Below are 14,081 nucleotides of genomic sequence, written 5' to 3'. Positions count from 1 at the left end.
CGTTCCTTCAGTGAGCGTGGGCGGGATGTGCGCCTTCGCGCAGCTTGTAGAGCCTGCTGCAGTAGGGACACTCGACGTGTCCTTCCGGGCCCAGGTTGAGGTACACTTTGGGATGGCCCAACGCGCCGCCCCCGCCATCGCAGGCGACGCGGTCAGTATCGACAGTGATGACTTCAAACGGCTCCGTCACAATCCCACTCCTGTTACGCCGGCGCATGATAGCGGCCTCCGCGGCCGCGGTCATGCTCTCCGCCTGCGCCCCGACGGTCGTTCCGGCGGGCGGCGCGGTGCAGACGCCGCAGCTGACCGACGACCGTTATGTCGCGGCAGACGGAACTTCGCTACCGCTGTCGATCTGGCCTGCGGCAAACGGCGCCCCCAAGGCGGTCATCCTGGCCCTGCATGGCTTCGGCGACTACCGCATGGCCTGGGAGGAGCCGGCAGGACTCTGGTCGGGCGCCGACATCACCACCTACGCCTACGACCAACGCGGCTTCGGCGGCAGCCCGACCCGCGGGCGCTGGCCGGGCACGGACACGCTGGTCGAGGATGCCAGGACAGTCGCGGCCCTGGTGCGGGCCCGACATCCCGGCGTGCCGTTCTACCTGGCCGGCGAGAGCATGGGCGGCGCGGTGGTGCTGGTGGCGGCCGATCGCGGGACCGAATCGGACGGGCTGATCCTGTCGGCCGCGGCCGTCCGCTCGCGGGACACGTTCGGACCGGTGGCCACCGCAGGCCTGTGGTTCTTTGCCCACACCATCCCCTGGATGCCCGCCGGACCGACCTCGATCGACTACCAGCCGACCGACAATCCCAGGACCATCGACAAGCTGCGCAACGACCCGATGATGCTGCGTCAGCCCCGCCTCGACATGGCCTACGGGCTGGTCGACCTGATGGACGACGCACGTGCTTCCGCTGCCCGGGTCCAGGAACCCTATCTCATGATGTACGGGCTGGGCGATCGCATCGTGCCGCAGGAACCGGTCAAGGCGGCCATCGAAATCATGCCGCCGCGGCCGGATTCGAAGCTCGCCTTCTACAAGAACGGCTATCACCTGTTGATGCGCGACAAGGCCGGACCGGCCGTGACGGCCGACGTCGTTGCCTGGATTCTGGATAACGAGGCCCAACTCCCGTCGGGGGCGGACGCCTCGAAATCCCTGCCCGAAATGTCGAACCTCTGGGGATCGAAGCGCAGCGGTCAGGCCCGCGCTAGGTCCCGCAGCGAATGACGACCGAGGCGGCGCCGCGGATCTCGGACATGTCGCCACGCGTCGGCATGTTTTCCATCTTCAGCGTGACATAGTTGCCGCCCGTGCTGTTGCACATCGCGACCGCACGGGTGTGACACGCGCCGGGCTCCTTGCAGCTGATCGCGATGGCGGGCTTGCCATCGGTCCAGGTCACCTGCGTGGCATTCGTTTCCGTCCGGGAATCGGGGCCGGGCGTACTCTTCGCCATGCTGCAGGCCGCGACCAGACTTGTGATGCCCATCACGAACATCCACTGCATCGTCGAGCGCGTCCTCATTGTCTCTCCCCCCGTCGCCCCATTAGAGGAGCGACGGACAGTACCGCGCGCTGCCGGACGGGTGCAAGGTCGGGCGCTTCGCAGCCTCCCTCGAAAAACGCCCGTAGCGCACCCTGTTTCCCTATCCGCCGGTCAATCGAGGCTATTTGCCCTTCAGCTTGAACTCGCGCCACAGCACGATGCCGCTGGCGTTGTCGAGCGCCATGCCATCGAGCTGCTTGTTCAGCTCGAAGGCCGTCGGACGCCAGATGAGGGTGCTCTCCCCGCTCGCGCCCTCAAAGCGGCCCGTGCCACCCGTCAGCCTGAACGTGCCGCGACAGCCGACGAGTTCGTAGCCCGCACAGTCCCATTCGCCCCAGGCGGTGGCGCCGTCATGGGCCGTGAAGCTGCAGGCCCCTGTGGCGCTGGTCTTGCGGCTGGCCTGGTCGATCTTCGACGACAGGGCGCAGCCGACGCGGCCGGCCTGCTGCGGTCCCTCGTCGGTCTCGACGAACATGGGACCAGCCAGGTTGCCGGCCACGACGAGCTGCTTCTCGCCGGCCCGCACGACCGAGCCGTTGGCGAGCACCACCGCGAAAGCATTGAAGGTCTGGGTCTCATCCTGCGCGACCGCCGGAGCGGCAGCCAGGAGAACGAGGGCGCCCGCGAGGGCGCGGCTGAACATCGTCATGGGCGGCCTCACTTGAAGTCGATGATGACGGCGTCGGCGCCGAGCGACACGGCGAGACCCTGGCGGCGCGTCTTGAGGTCGATCATCACGCCGTTGGTGTTCTCCAGCCACATCTCGCCCTTGCCCTTGTCGCCATAGGCCGCGCCATAGCGCGCCTGGCCGTAGGCGCCGGGAAACTGGCGCAGCTCCTTCAGATTGTAGACGTCGCCATAGGCTTCCATCTTGGAGACACCGAACCCGCCGACACCCAGGCCACCGACCGAGAAGCGGTAGCTGCGGCCCTCATAGTGCAGGGTGCCGCTGCCGACATTGCCACTGCCGAAGAAAGCCACCTGAACCTGCTCGATGTTGACGGTCCCGGACTTGACCCGCTGCTGGGCGATCGCCGGCGCCGCCAGCATCGTTCCCATGGCCCCCACGGACCCGACCAGCGCCTGTCGGCGCCCCAGCAACCCTGCTCTCTTCCCGCTCATCCAGCTCTCCCCGATCAACCGCCGCCCCTCATCACTCATCGACGACGGCCGTGGCCTCAATTTCGACCAGCAGGCCCGGCACGGCAAGGGCGCTGACGGCCACCAGCGTCGATGTGACCACCGCGCCCTTCAGCGACTTAGCCAAAGCCGTGCTCACGGCCCCCATGTCGCGGATGTCGGTCACGTAGATCGTCGTCCGCACGAGGTCGCCGAGCTTCGCCCCGGCGGACTTCAGCCCGGCCTCGATCTTGCGCATGGTGATCGTCGTCTGCTGGGCCGCATCCTTGCCCTGGACCTGTCCCTTGGGATTGAGCGAGGCCGTGCCCGACACGAAGACGAACGGCCCGCTCCTGACGGTGCGGACGTAGAAGCCCGCCACCTCGGTACCGTCGGGAAAGACTTTCTTGGCCATGCCTCGCTCCTGCTTCGATGCGCTATGGTGGCACTCTAGGCGGCCGTTCGCGCCGGGCAAAGGAGGAAGCCTTGTCACTCGATCGCTATCGCACCGCCATCGTCACCGGCGCGAGCCGCGGCATCGGCGCGGCGATCGTCCGCGAGCTCACGATCGGCGGGCTCGACGTCTATGCCGTCGCCCGCTCGGCCGAGGATCTGACCGACCTGGCGCAGGAAACCGGCTGCCGGCCGATGGCGCTCGACATCTCCCATCGCGACACGGTGCTGAGCGCCCTGGGCTCGCTCGACGCCGACATCCTGGTCAACAACGCCTCCGCCCCGGTGCGCGGCGGCCTGTCGTGGGAGACCGCCCCCGACGACATCGCCACGCTGATGGACGTCAACCTGCGCGGCACGCTCAACTGCCTCGCCGCCGTCGTGCCCGGCATGCGGGCCCGCGGGCTGGGCCATATCGTCAATCTCGGATCGACGTCAGGGACCTGGGCGCTGCCGGGCATGCCGGTCTATGCCATGACCAAGGCCGCCCTCCACAATCTCAGCCAGACGCTGCGCCTCGACCTGCATGGTTCGGGCGTCCGGGTGACCGAGATCTCGCCAGGCAGGGTCGAGACCGGCGCCCATCTCGACCTGATGGAGGATCGCGAGGAAGGACGTCGCCGGTTCTACGACGGCTTCGAGACGCTGCAGCCCACCGACATCGCCGAAGCGGTCATGTTCGTGCTGGGCGCCCCGCAGCGTATGGATGTGAGCTTCATGGAGATCGTGCCCACCGACCAGTCGTATGGCGGCTCGCAATTCCATCGCCGCCGCTGAAGTCCGGCACGTCACTTGCAGAACCATCTTCCGTCGACCAATCAGGGAATCATGAACCTCAAGAATCTCGCCGCCATCCTCGACCCGCAGGCACCGGCCGACCGCCCCTTCATCATCCAGGTTTCGCCCGAGGGCGATGAACAGCTCCGGCTGAGCTACGGCCAGGCGCGCACCCGGATCGCCGCCCTGGCACGCGGCCTGCTGAAGCGCGGGCTCGCGCGCGGTGAGGCCGTGGCCATCGTGGCGGCCAACAGCGCCGACTATCTCGTGCTCTACATGGCCACCATGGCGGCCGGGCTGGTGTCGGTTTGCGTCAATCACAAGCTGCCGCGCGAAACGGTCGCCCACATCATGAAGGACTCTTCCGTCAAGCTGGCGATCGCCGACGCCGAGCGCGCGCCGCTGGTCGGTTCGCTGGTGCCGACCGTCGCGATCGAGGAGCTCGACGGTCTGCTCGACGCGGGTGCGTTCGAGCCGGTCGACATGGCGCCCGAAGAGGTCGCCATGATCCTTTATACGTCGGGTTCGACCGGCCTGCCCAAGGGCGTGCCGCTGACCCATGGCGGCTATATCTGGGCGACCGGCGCCACGCCGGAGCAGCGGCCAGGCATCGAAGGCCAGAAGATCATCATCGCCGCGCCGCTGTTCCACATGAACGGCCTGTTCAGCGCCAAGATGGCGATGATCAACGGCGGCACGATCGTGCTGATGACGAACTTCACGGCCCGCGGCTTCATCCGCGCAATCGACCGCAATCGTGTCGCCATGATCACCTCGGTTCCGACCATGCTGGCGCTGGTGATGCGCGAAACCGAGGAACTCGCCAAGGCGGACCTCGGCTGCGTCACCACCGCGGTCACGGGCTCGGCGCCCTCGACGGCGGAATTCTTCGAGCAGATGCACCGGATGTTCCCCAATGCCGAGACGGCCAACAGCTGGGGCACCACGGAGTCCGGGCCGCTGGGCTTCGGACCGCATCCCGACAGCGTGCCGAAACCGATGGGCGCGCTGGGCTATCCGCGCGCCGGCATCGAGGTGAAGTTCGTCGGCGGCGCCGAGATCGGCCCCACGCAGGGCGTGCTGCACATCCGCACGCCGGCGCTGATGAGCGGGTATCTCAACCGCGAGGCCGATACGAAGAAACGCCTGATCGACGGCTGGTACGACACCGGCGACGTGATGCGCCGCGACGAAAACGGCTTCGTCTTCTTCGTCGGCCGCGCCGACGACATGTTCCAGTGCGGCGGCGAGAACGTCTATCCCGGCGAGGTCGAGAAGCTGCTGGGCCGTCATCCCGACGTGGCGCAGGCCTGCGTCGTGCCGGTGCCGGACGAGATCAAGTACCAGCTCCCCGTCGCCTTCGTCGTCGCGAAACCCGGCACGTCACCGACAGAGGAGGGACTTCGCCGCTTCGCCCTCGACAACGGCCCGGCCTACGCCCATCCGCGCGCCGTCTGGTTCGTCGACGAACTGCCGCTCGCAGGCACGAACAAGATCGACCGCAAGACCCTGGTCGACCGCGCGGTGGCGACCTACGCGCGCGACGACGCGAAGCGGGTTTAGTCCGTCGTCTCGACCGGAGCGCTTAGCGCGCAGTGGAGAGACCTTCTCTCCACCAAGAGCCGGCAATTCGCGGAGAGAAGGTCTCTCCGCTTCGCCTCGCTACGCTCGGCTACGGTCGAGACGACGGGGATTCTTCAGGAGTCCGCCGTGAACCCGATCTTCTTCACGATCGGGCCCCAGCGGTCGTAGCTCGACTTCAGGAGCGCGCCGAGTTCCTGCGGGGTCGAGGACTTCACCTCGAGGCCCATCACGGCGAGGCCGTCGATCACGTCCTTCTGGGCGAGCGCGGCGCGCAGGGCCTCGTTGGCGCGCATCACGACCGGCGCCGGGGTGCCGCCCGGGGCGAAGAAGCCGAACCACTCGGAGAAGACCAGGTCCTTGTAGCCCTGCTCGGCAAAGGTCGGCACGTTCGGCGCGAAGCGGTTGCGGGTCGCACCCGAGACGCCGAGGAGGCGTGCCTTGCCGGCGGCAACCTGCTGGGTGAACTCGCCGACCGGGCCGGAGACGGCCTGGATCTGGCCGCCGACCATGTCCTGCACCGCGGGCTGCGTGCCGCGATAGGCGACATGCTTGAGCTCGATGCCGCCCGCCTGGCCCAGCAGCACGCCGATGAAGTGCGGCACCGAGCCGGCCGCCGGCGATCCGTAGTTGGCCTTGTCCGGGTTGGCCTTGCACCAGGCCAGGAACTCCGGGATGTTCTTCACGCTCTCGGGCACGGCGGGGCCGACGCAGAAGCCGAAGTCGAAGATGCAGGCGAGCGTCACCGGGGTCACGTCGGTGAAGGCGTCGTAGTTGAGCTTCTTGTAGATGTGCGGATAGATCATCAGCATCGATGCCGGCGTCTGCAGGATCACGCTGCCATCGGTCGCCGCGCCCTTCATCGACTGGATGGCGATCTGCCCGCCGGCGCCCGCCTTGTTCTCGACGATGGCCGCCTTGGTATAGGCGCTGCCCTTGATCCCCTCGGCGACCCGGCGGCACAGCGTGTCGGAGGTGCCGCCCGGCGGGAAGCCGGTGACGATGCGCACGGATTCGAGCGGCGGGGTGCCCTGCGCGCCCGCACGGCCCGCGAGTCCCAGGGTGGCGAGCGCGGCGGCGGCGCCCGAAGCGCGGACGAAGCCGCGGCGGCTATGGTCGGTCATCTCATTCCTCCCGATCGGTTCTTGTGGGCGGAATGTCGCCCAAACGCGGCACGCCGCCAAGCCCAACCGGCAGCTCGGGCAAGGCTATTTGCAACCGCCCCATCACTTGCCGCTCCGGCGCCGGGCGACGGCCGGCTTCTCCCCGCGGGAGGGGCCGGTCCATCGCGGGAAGGTCCTGGTGTCGAGACCGAACAGGTCGAGCACCCGGGCGACGGAATGAGTCACGATCTCGTCGACCGTCTTCGGCCGCGTATAGAAGGCCGGCGACGGCACCGCGACGATGGCGCCCATCTCGGTGACGGCCAGCATGCTCTTGATGTGGCCGGCATGCAGTGGCGTCTCGCGGAACATCAGGACGACCCGCCGGCGCTCCTTCAGGCAGACATCGGCGGCTCGGGAGACGAGCCCTGAGGTCACCCCCGTTGCGATCTCGCTCAGGGTACGCACCGAACAGGGCGCCACGATCATGCCCATGGTCTGGAACGAGCCGCTCGAAATCGACGCGGCGATGTCCCCGGGGGCGTAGACGTGATCGGCCAGCGCCCGCAGCTCCGAAGCCGACACGTCGGTCTCGAGCGAGCGCGTCTGGTCGCCCGCCTTGGAAATCACGAGATGGCTCTCGATCTTGAGCGCGCGCAATGCCTCGAGCACGCGGATGCCGTAGACCGTTCCCGAGGCGCCGGTGATGCCGACCACCATGCGCCGCAGGGGTACGCTTGCTGTCATTCCAGAGCCCTCAGCCGCCGGTCGTGGTGTTGACTGTATGAAGCGCGTACTCGGACACGACTGGACCTCCCCAATTGCCTCGGTGATACGCGCAACAGCACAGGCTGGACTTGCGGCGGCGCGACCTTAGCAGGGGCGGTGAGGCGCTCAACCCTGGCCGCCGGCAGGGCCGACACGGTCGCTCCCGCTCTCAGAGCGGGTGCGTTGCGCAGCCGAGGCCCCTCCGGTATGGTCCGCCGCGCTGGACCCGTAGCTCAGCTGGATAGAGCGCTGCCCTCCGAAGTGGGCACCGTTCCTGAGTGGAAAAACCAATAAACAAGCGGATGTTCGGCCCTCAGGGCAGGTCCATTTGGCGCGTGCGCTCACACTGTGGTCACAGTGGGAAAACAGCATAATGGCAACCATCCGGAAGCATCGTCAGAAGTGGCAGGTACCGTTCCCGGGGAGCAGACCACTCTTGTCCAGTCATCAACCTTGGTCAATTTGCTCGGGCACTTGTTATTGGTTCGGCGCGGGAATAGACCGCTGCCGATCTCAGATGTGCCGTGCAGTGGCTAAAGGAGCGTATCGTGGCCGCAGAACGTCCTAGCGCTGGCGCAACAGCAGCCGAAAACGCATCCGGTTCGCCTGTTCGAACCGAAGACGACCACAGCCATAAACAGCAGACCAAGTTCGCGGCACTTCTTATTGGGGCTGTAGGTGTCGTGTACGGCGACATTGGCACAAGCCCGCTTTACGCTTTCCGAGAGGCAATGCTCGCAGCTGGCGCCACTACGGGGGGCGTTTCAAGGCCTACTGTCCTCGGCCTGTTGTCTCTCATTATATGGGCGCTAACGATTATCGTAACGCTAAAGTACATCGTTGTCCTTCTGCGCGCAGACAACGACGGAGAGGGAGGCACTCTTTCTTTGATGGCTCTTGCGCAGCGGGCTATGGGAAGGCGGACTAAAACAGTTTTTGTGCTCGGAATAATCGGCGCCGCTCTTTTCTATGGCGACGCACTGATTACGCCAGCAATCTCAATCCTTTCCGCTGTGGAAGGGCTGAAGCTTGTTCATCCCGCGACCGAGCATTTCATTCTTCCTCTCACAATCGTAATCATCTTCGGAATTTTTGTCGTTCAGAGTCGGGGTACTGCAACGGTCGCAAAATGGTTCGGCCCGATAACGCTTGTCTGGTTCGTTGCAATGGGGATTGGCGGTCTCCTTCATATCTCTGACGACCCCGGTGTTTTCGCTGCGCTCAGTCCCACGTATGCCGTACAGTTTATGCTGAACCACGGGCTCGTTGGCCTTGTGGCACTTGGAGCGGTGTTTCTCGCGGTTACAGGAGCCGAAGCTTTATACGCGGACCTCGGGCATTTTGGGAAAAAGCCGATCAGGATTGCCTGGGCACTTATCGTTTTCCCCGCCCTCGCGCTAAATTACCTCGGTCAGGGCGCAATGGTGCTTGCTGACCCGTCGCGCCTGGAAAATCCGTTTTTCTTGCTCTTCCCGGAATGGTCACTCTTGCCGATCGTCATTCTTGCGACGCTGGCAACTATAATCGCAAGCCAGGCAGTCATTACCGGCGCGTTCTCGCTGACGAGACAGGCCGTCCAGTTGCGCCTTTTGCCGAGGCTTGAGATCCGCCACACGTCGGTGGATCAAGAAGGCCAGATCTATATGCCGCAAGTGAACTACCTCCTGATGATCGGCGTAATTCTCCTGGTCGTGCTCTTCGGCTCGTCGAGCAAGCTTGCGACCGCATATGGCATTGCGGTTACTGGCACCATGGTTGTGACAGCATGTTTGGCGTTCATCGTCGTGTGGCGCCGGTGGAATTGGCCGCTTTGGGCGGCAGTCTCGGCGATGGCGCCGTTCGTCATCATAGACCTTGTTTTTTTCTCCGCGAACGCGCTCAAGATTCTCGAAGGCGGTTACGTGCCAATCATCTTCGCTGCCGGCATTATGTTGTGCATGTGGACATGGGTAAGGGGCACAAAAATCCTCACCGACAAAATCAGCCAGTCGGAAGTTTCACTCGATTTCCTAATCTCGAAACTTCGAGCTAAGCCGCCGCAGCGCATTCCGGGATTGGCGATTTTCCTTACAGCAGATCCGGATACCGCTCCGAGCGCACTACTGCACAGCCTCAAGCACTATAAGGTTCTCCATGAAAAGAACGCAATTCTCACGATCCGCTCCGCAACCATACCGCGCGTTCCTGACGAGGATCGTGTGAGGATTGAGATTATAGACGAGAATTTCTCAACTATAACTCTGCGCTTCGGCTACATGGAGGAGCCAAACATTCCAAGAGCACTCGTGCTTTGCCGTAAAAAGGGTTTCAAGTTCGACATCATGTCGACATCGTTCTTCCTATCTCGACGTTCCATCAAACCGTCAACACGAAGCGGTATGCCGCTTTGGCAGGATCAACTTTTTATAGCCATGGCAAATAGCGCCAGCGATGCGAGTGGCTACTTCCACCTTCCGACGGGCCGTGTCGTCGAGATTGGCGCCCAGATCAGCGTTTGACGATTAGCCTCTGAAATGAACTCAGGCCTACGCGAACCATCATGCTTACCCGAACACCCGCCCCATCTGCTCGCCCTACGGCAACTCGGCCACAGACATCAAGTCATTGATCGCTATGGCCGGCGGTCGCCCGGCAATGACGATTACAGGCTGTCGCGCATATGACCACGGCCAGTCATCCGGCGATTGGGCGCAATTCGCTTGCTCTGCGTAAACCTGCAAGTACGGACCATGTATCTGATTTAAAGACGAGAAACATAAACACCGTTACTAGTGTCTCCTGGTTGCCAAATAGCCAACTCATTCGTCGTTGAGATATCTAATCTGCGATAAAGACCGAGGTACTCGCTTCCATGGAAATTCCCATGGAAATCCGTTGTCCCGATCACGACGATAGACTCCAGTGTCTTTCCACCGTCCGCGTATCGGCAGTGGTTCAGAGCGGTGAGACAGGTCCCGGAATTTCGAATTCTTCATCCCGCTAGATTTGCGCCGATGAAACCGCATGGGGCTACCCCAGCAGGAAAATCACCCCCCCCCTTCCCGCCGTCCAGGTGGTCACAACGCGGTCACATTGAGGGGGTTTTTGCACTGGCAGGCAGGGAGGCTTCCGGCCGGCTCTATGGCGCCAGAAGTCACGAAAACGTTTTGTGGCTCCAAGAACCCGTTGTTACTGGCTTATCACACCTCGCGTTGCGCAGCAGAGGCCCCTCCGGTATGGTCCGCCGCGCTGGACCCGTAGCTCAGCTGGATAGAGCGCTGCCCTCCGAAGGCAGAGGTCGTGAGTTCGAATCTCGCCGGGTCCGCCAATCATTCCAATGACTTAGCCGTTGGCCTTCCGCGTGCCTCAACAGGTGGGGAAGCAGGCGGCAGGATTTCGCGGCGACGGACGCGCCCAAGCTACCGTTGTAAGTCCCTATTGGCGTCGATCTTGTGCCCGCCACTCCCATGCCAGCATGCAGCCGTGTGCATGAACACCTACGCCGTCAGCTGCCGAGCGAGTGGAAGCCGAAGCGGTAGTCGGCGCAAGGGTCGGCCTCACGCATGTCCATTTTCGAGGATTCTTGGACGGTCTGTCGAAAAAGCGAGCATCACGACATCAGGCGTCGAAGCAGGGCACTCGTGCGTTACAGCGGAGACTATGTCGAGCAAGAAGCGTTGGCGAAGGCGGATCGGCGGGGCATTCACGCGCACGACTGCGTGCCAGCGTGGGAGTGGAGGGCAAGTCAGCGAAAATAGTCAGGAAAGGCAAGGCCCTAGCACTGAGGCGCAATGCGCTGACGGTAGCCGTCATAATACTGGCTGCCGCAGGGGACCTGCTGCTGCACGACGTGGTCTGGATATCCGTTCTGACCGCGGTTAGTCACTGTCACCGTCGTATAGCGTTGACCTTTAGACTGATTGTTGGGCGGCCAGCTAGACTGATTGTTGGGCGGCCAGTTCTGCGCCTGCTGAGGGCCGTAACCGCTGTTGTCGTAGCCTCGCGGTGCCCCGGAGCCGTAGTCCTGGCCGACTGCCCCGGTGATGCCGAAACCTACTACGAGCATGAACGCCATAGAGAGCTTCATAATGTCCGTTCCTCCCGCATGATTCGTCCTTATAGGATAAGATGAGGACTTGGCCATTGAATAGGCTCCTGCGTGCATACGACCAATATCTGGCGAATGATTTTGGGGGGATAACATCGTGGTCGCTGACAGATCGTCTAGTTTCAGGATTCCGACGCAAGTCTCTGCCGTGAAGATGTCGGCATTGCTCGCCGTGGGTATTGCGCTCGTGGCGATGCCGGCCTGGTCACAGGGCGCGATGACACCGGGTGGCGGGGCCATGACGCCCCAGCCCCGCGTTGCCCCGGCGCCGCAGGCGCCCACCAGTATCCCACTGGGCCCAGTGGTGGCGCCCCAGTCACCTGTGATTCCGCCGGTGTCATCTGGCGCGCAGCCGGGAGCGGGTGGGCGCTCCATCAACAAGCCGATTTTCGAGGTAGACCGGCCCGGAGATTTTCGAGGTAAGATAGACCCTCGAGACCCAGTAGTGAATGGCATTGGCGCTTCGGGTGCAGACATCAAGAAGGGGTTGGCGACATCCGGTAGCCCGGTCATTCCTCAACGAACTGCCGGAGAACCGCTATCAGGCACATCTGTTGGTCTTGAAGGTGACCCAGGAAGCTTCGCCGCTGGCAAAGGCACGACCGACGCGGGCGGTAACGTGACTTTCAAGGACCTGAAACCGGGAAACTACAAAGCCCAGCTGCCGAACTCTGGATCCCAGGTCAGCACCGTGAGCATGACGACGTTCGTCAACGGCAAGCTGGCCTCGCGCGCCGACCTTCCGGTCGGAACCTCGGTGGGCACCTTTGCGGTCGCCAGCGCCAAGGACACCATCACCCTCAAGTTCGAGATTGTGCTAGCCGACGCCATTAAGGACATGTCCACCCATGGTGTGAAAGTAGCCCCGAGCACGGACGACCCGGCCAAGCCGGGCTCTCCCGTTAAGGCGGCGCCTGCGCCAGCGAAGCCCGCCACCAAGTAGGGGGCCTTTCTAGGGCAACTCCGGGCCGTGACGCCCGCGCAGCTTGCCCAGGCGCAGAAACTACAAAGCCCGGCTGCCGAACTCTGGATCCCAAGGCGGCACCGTGAGCATGACGACGTTCGTCAACGGCAAGCTGGCCTCGCGCACGGAGTTTTCGGTCGGAAGCTCGGTGGGCACCTTTGCGGTCGCCAGCGCCAAGGACACCACCACCCTCAAGTTCGAGACCAACATCGGCTCAATACCGAATGGCGTTGGCGCTCCGGGTGGCGGCAGATTTTGAGCAAATAGAACATAGCTCTTTCGGCCGTATCGGTCTTCTCGCACATTCGTCGCGAGATGACCTTCGGCCGGGCCGGGTAATGGCGGCGCTTGAGCAGGCCAGGCGTGCCATCCTGCGACGGGGAAATGTCCCGTCGCCCCCCAGGTCGTCGAGGCACTTCTCCCTGGGGATTTCTCAGATGCGCTCGATGATGATCGCCGGCGCCATGCCGCCGGCGGCGCACATCGTGACGAGACCGAACTGCTTGTTCTGCCTCTCGAGCTCGTCGAGGACGGTGCCGATCAGGATGGCGCCGGTCGCTCCGATCGGGTGGCCGAGCGCGATCGAGCCGCCGTTGACGTTGACCTTGTCGCGATCGAGATCGAGATCGCGCACGAACTTCTCCGAGACGACGGCGAAGGCCTCGTTGATCTCCCAGAGGTCGATGTCGCTCTTCTTCAAGCCGGCCTTCTCCAGGACCTTCCGGGCCGCCGGCACCGGCGCATTGAGCATCAGCTCTGGGCTGTCGCCCATGTTCGCCATGGCAACGACGCGGGCGCGCGGCTTGAGGCCGTGGGCTTTGGCATAGTCGGGCGACGCGAGCAGCACGGCGGCCGAGCCGTCGACGACGCCGGAGGAATTGCCGGCATGATGGACATGCTCGATCTTGAGGTCGGGATAGGCCTGCAGGATCAGCGAGCGATAGGTCATGCCCTTGTCGTCGAGCGGGACGTCGGCCATCGCCGCGAAGGCGGCCTTGAGGTTTGCCAGTCCCTCGCGAGTCGTCTGCGGACGCGGATATTCCTCGCGATCCAGGGCGAGCGTGCCGTCTTCCTTGTAGACGGGGATCAGGGACTTGTTGAAGCGGCCCTCGGCGATGGCGATCGCCGCGCGTTGCTGGCTGGTATAGCCCGCCTCGTCCAGCGCCTGGCGCGGGATCTTCTCCAGCGTGGCGATGGCGTCGGCGCAGATGCCCTGGTGCGTCTGGGGATGATGCAGGCGCAGGCGCAGATTGCCGTTGTCCATCACTGCCGGCCCGCTGCCGCGGCTGCGGTCCATGGACATCATCTCCGTACCGCCGGCGACCACCAGGTCTTCCATGCCCGACTTGATGCAGGCGGCGGCGAGGCTCACGGCGCTGATGCCCGAACCGCAGAAACGGTCGATGGTGATGCCGCTCGCCTTGACGTCATAGCCGGCATCGAGGGCAGACATGCGACCGAGATCGCCGCTCTGCTTCGAGACCTGGGCGGCCGTCCCCCAGATCACATCGCCGACCTCCTTCGTGTCGATCCCGTTGCGTTCGGCGATCGCCTTGAGAACGGTCGCGCCGAGCTGCTGCGGATGAACCTCCCACAGCGCACCCTTGCCTGCCTTGCCAACGCCGCGCGGCGTGCGGCAGGCATCGATGATCCATGCTTCGGTCATTGCTCTATC

At 63.9% G+C, this 14,081-nt stretch carries 15 protein-coding genes and 1 tRNA gene; 7 read left to right on the top strand and 9 right to left on the bottom strand.

Translation table 11 applies throughout. From position 1 onward, the window contains the following. Nucleotides 1-7: 7 nt before the first annotated feature. Entirely contained in the window at nucleotides 8-217 is a 210-nt protein-coding gene (locus Q7V45_RS27090; protein WP_370692659.1) for a zinc-finger domain-containing protein, read from the bottom strand. Here Q7V45_RS27090 and Q7V45_RS25220 point away from each other — a divergent pair. Further along, nucleotides 216-1,235: an alpha/beta hydrolase gene (locus tag Q7V45_RS25220; RefSeq protein WP_304857105.1), complete on the top strand. Its 1,020-nt coding sequence runs from the start codon at nucleotides 216-218 to the stop codon at nucleotides 1,233-1,235. The two genes, Q7V45_RS27090 and Q7V45_RS25220, sit on opposite strands and share 2 nt — an antisense overlap. Here Q7V45_RS25220 and Q7V45_RS25215 read toward each other — a convergent pair. The 4 genes from Q7V45_RS25215 to Q7V45_RS25200 all read right to left on the bottom strand — a co-directional run bounded on the left by Q7V45_RS25215 (nucleotide 1,216) and on the right by Q7V45_RS25200 (nucleotide 3,088). After that, nucleotides 1,216-1,533: a hypothetical protein gene (locus Q7V45_RS25215; protein WP_304857104.1), complete on the bottom strand. Its 318-nt coding sequence runs from the start codon at nucleotides 1,531-1,533 to the stop codon at nucleotides 1,216-1,218. The genes Q7V45_RS25220 and Q7V45_RS25215 overlap by 20 nt on opposite strands. Nucleotides 1,534-1,675: 142 nt before the next feature. After that, on the bottom strand, nucleotides 1,676-2,203 hold the full coding sequence (locus Q7V45_RS25210; protein WP_304857103.1) for a hypothetical protein: 528 nt from the start codon (nucleotides 2,201-2,203) through the stop codon (nucleotides 1,676-1,678). A gap of 8 nt (nucleotides 2,204-2,211) precedes the next feature. Beyond that, complete coding sequence (locus tag Q7V45_RS25205) at nucleotides 2,212-2,676, bottom strand: hypothetical protein (RefSeq protein ID WP_304857102.1); 465 nt, start codon at nucleotides 2,674-2,676, stop codon at nucleotides 2,212-2,214. A gap of 31 nt (nucleotides 2,677-2,707) precedes the next feature. Then, nucleotides 2,708-3,088 carry a Rid family hydrolase gene (locus tag Q7V45_RS25200; protein WP_304857101.1) on the bottom strand — a complete coding sequence of 127 codons (381 nt, stop codon included), beginning with the start codon at nucleotides 3,086-3,088 and terminating at the stop codon, nucleotides 2,708-2,710. Nucleotides 3,089-3,159: 71 nt separating this feature from the next. Between Q7V45_RS25200 and Q7V45_RS25195 the strand changes: the two genes are divergently transcribed. Further along, nucleotides 3,160-3,903 carry an SDR family oxidoreductase gene (locus Q7V45_RS25195; RefSeq protein WP_304857100.1) on the top strand — a complete coding sequence of 248 codons (744 nt, stop codon included), beginning with the start codon at nucleotides 3,160-3,162 and terminating at the stop codon, nucleotides 3,901-3,903. A 51-nt stretch (nucleotides 3,904-3,954) separates the two neighbouring features. Further along, complete coding sequence (locus tag Q7V45_RS25190; RefSeq protein ID WP_304857099.1) at nucleotides 3,955-5,466, top strand: class I adenylate-forming enzyme family protein; 1,512 nt, start codon at nucleotides 3,955-3,957, stop codon at nucleotides 5,464-5,466. A gap of 134 nt (nucleotides 5,467-5,600) precedes the next feature. Here Q7V45_RS25190 and Q7V45_RS25185 read toward each other — a convergent pair whose 3' ends face one another. Then, a complete protein-coding gene (locus Q7V45_RS25185; protein WP_304857098.1) occupies nucleotides 5,601-6,608 on the bottom strand; it encodes a Bug family tripartite tricarboxylate transporter substrate binding protein in 1,008 nt (335 codons plus the stop codon). Between the two features lie 102 nt (nucleotides 6,609-6,710). Continuing rightward, a complete protein-coding gene (locus Q7V45_RS25180) occupies nucleotides 6,711-7,334 on the bottom strand; it encodes a UbiX family flavin prenyltransferase (protein WP_304857097.1) in 624 nt (207 codons plus the stop codon). Between the two features lie 569 nt (nucleotides 7,335-7,903). Between Q7V45_RS25180 and Q7V45_RS25175 the strand changes: the two genes are divergently transcribed. Together Q7V45_RS25175 and Q7V45_RS25170 are read left to right on the top strand one after the other, a co-directional pair. Then, a complete protein-coding gene (locus Q7V45_RS25175; RefSeq protein ID WP_370692658.1) occupies nucleotides 7,904-9,853 on the top strand; it encodes a potassium transporter Kup in 1,950 nt (649 codons plus the stop codon). Nucleotides 9,854-10,585: 732 nt separating this feature from the next. After that, nucleotides 10,586-10,662: transfer RNA gene (locus tag Q7V45_RS25170), tRNA-Arg, on the top strand. A 447-nt stretch (nucleotides 10,663-11,109) separates the two neighbouring features. Here Q7V45_RS25170 and Q7V45_RS25165 read toward each other — a convergent pair. After that, nucleotides 11,110-11,421, bottom strand: coding sequence for a hypothetical protein (locus tag Q7V45_RS25165; protein WP_304857096.1), 312 nt, complete (start codon nucleotides 11,419-11,421; stop codon nucleotides 11,110-11,112). A gap of 118 nt (nucleotides 11,422-11,539) precedes the next feature. Here Q7V45_RS25165 and Q7V45_RS25160 point away from each other — a divergent pair, with 118 nt between their 5' ends. Next, nucleotides 11,540-12,385, top strand: a complete 846-nt coding sequence (locus tag Q7V45_RS25160) for a hypothetical protein (RefSeq protein ID WP_304857095.1) — start codon at nucleotides 11,540-11,542, stop codon at nucleotides 12,383-12,385. Between the two features lie 109 nt (nucleotides 12,386-12,494). Continuing rightward, entirely contained in the window at nucleotides 12,495-12,665 is a 171-nt protein-coding gene (locus tag Q7V45_RS25155) for a hypothetical protein (protein WP_304857094.1), read from the top strand. A 174-nt stretch (nucleotides 12,666-12,839) separates the two neighbouring features. Here Q7V45_RS25155 and Q7V45_RS25150 read toward each other — a convergent pair whose 3' ends face one another. Next, a complete protein-coding gene (locus tag Q7V45_RS25150) occupies nucleotides 12,840-14,072 on the bottom strand; it encodes an acetyl-CoA C-acetyltransferase (protein ID WP_304857093.1) in 1,233 nt (410 codons plus the stop codon). Nucleotides 14,073-14,081 lie beyond the last annotated feature (9 nt).

The organism is Reyranella sp., from assembly GCF_030651995.1.
Lineage (GTDB): Bacteria > Pseudomonadota > Alphaproteobacteria > Reyranellales > Reyranellaceae > Reyranella.
This window is presented reverse-complemented; position numbering and strand designations above follow the sequence as displayed.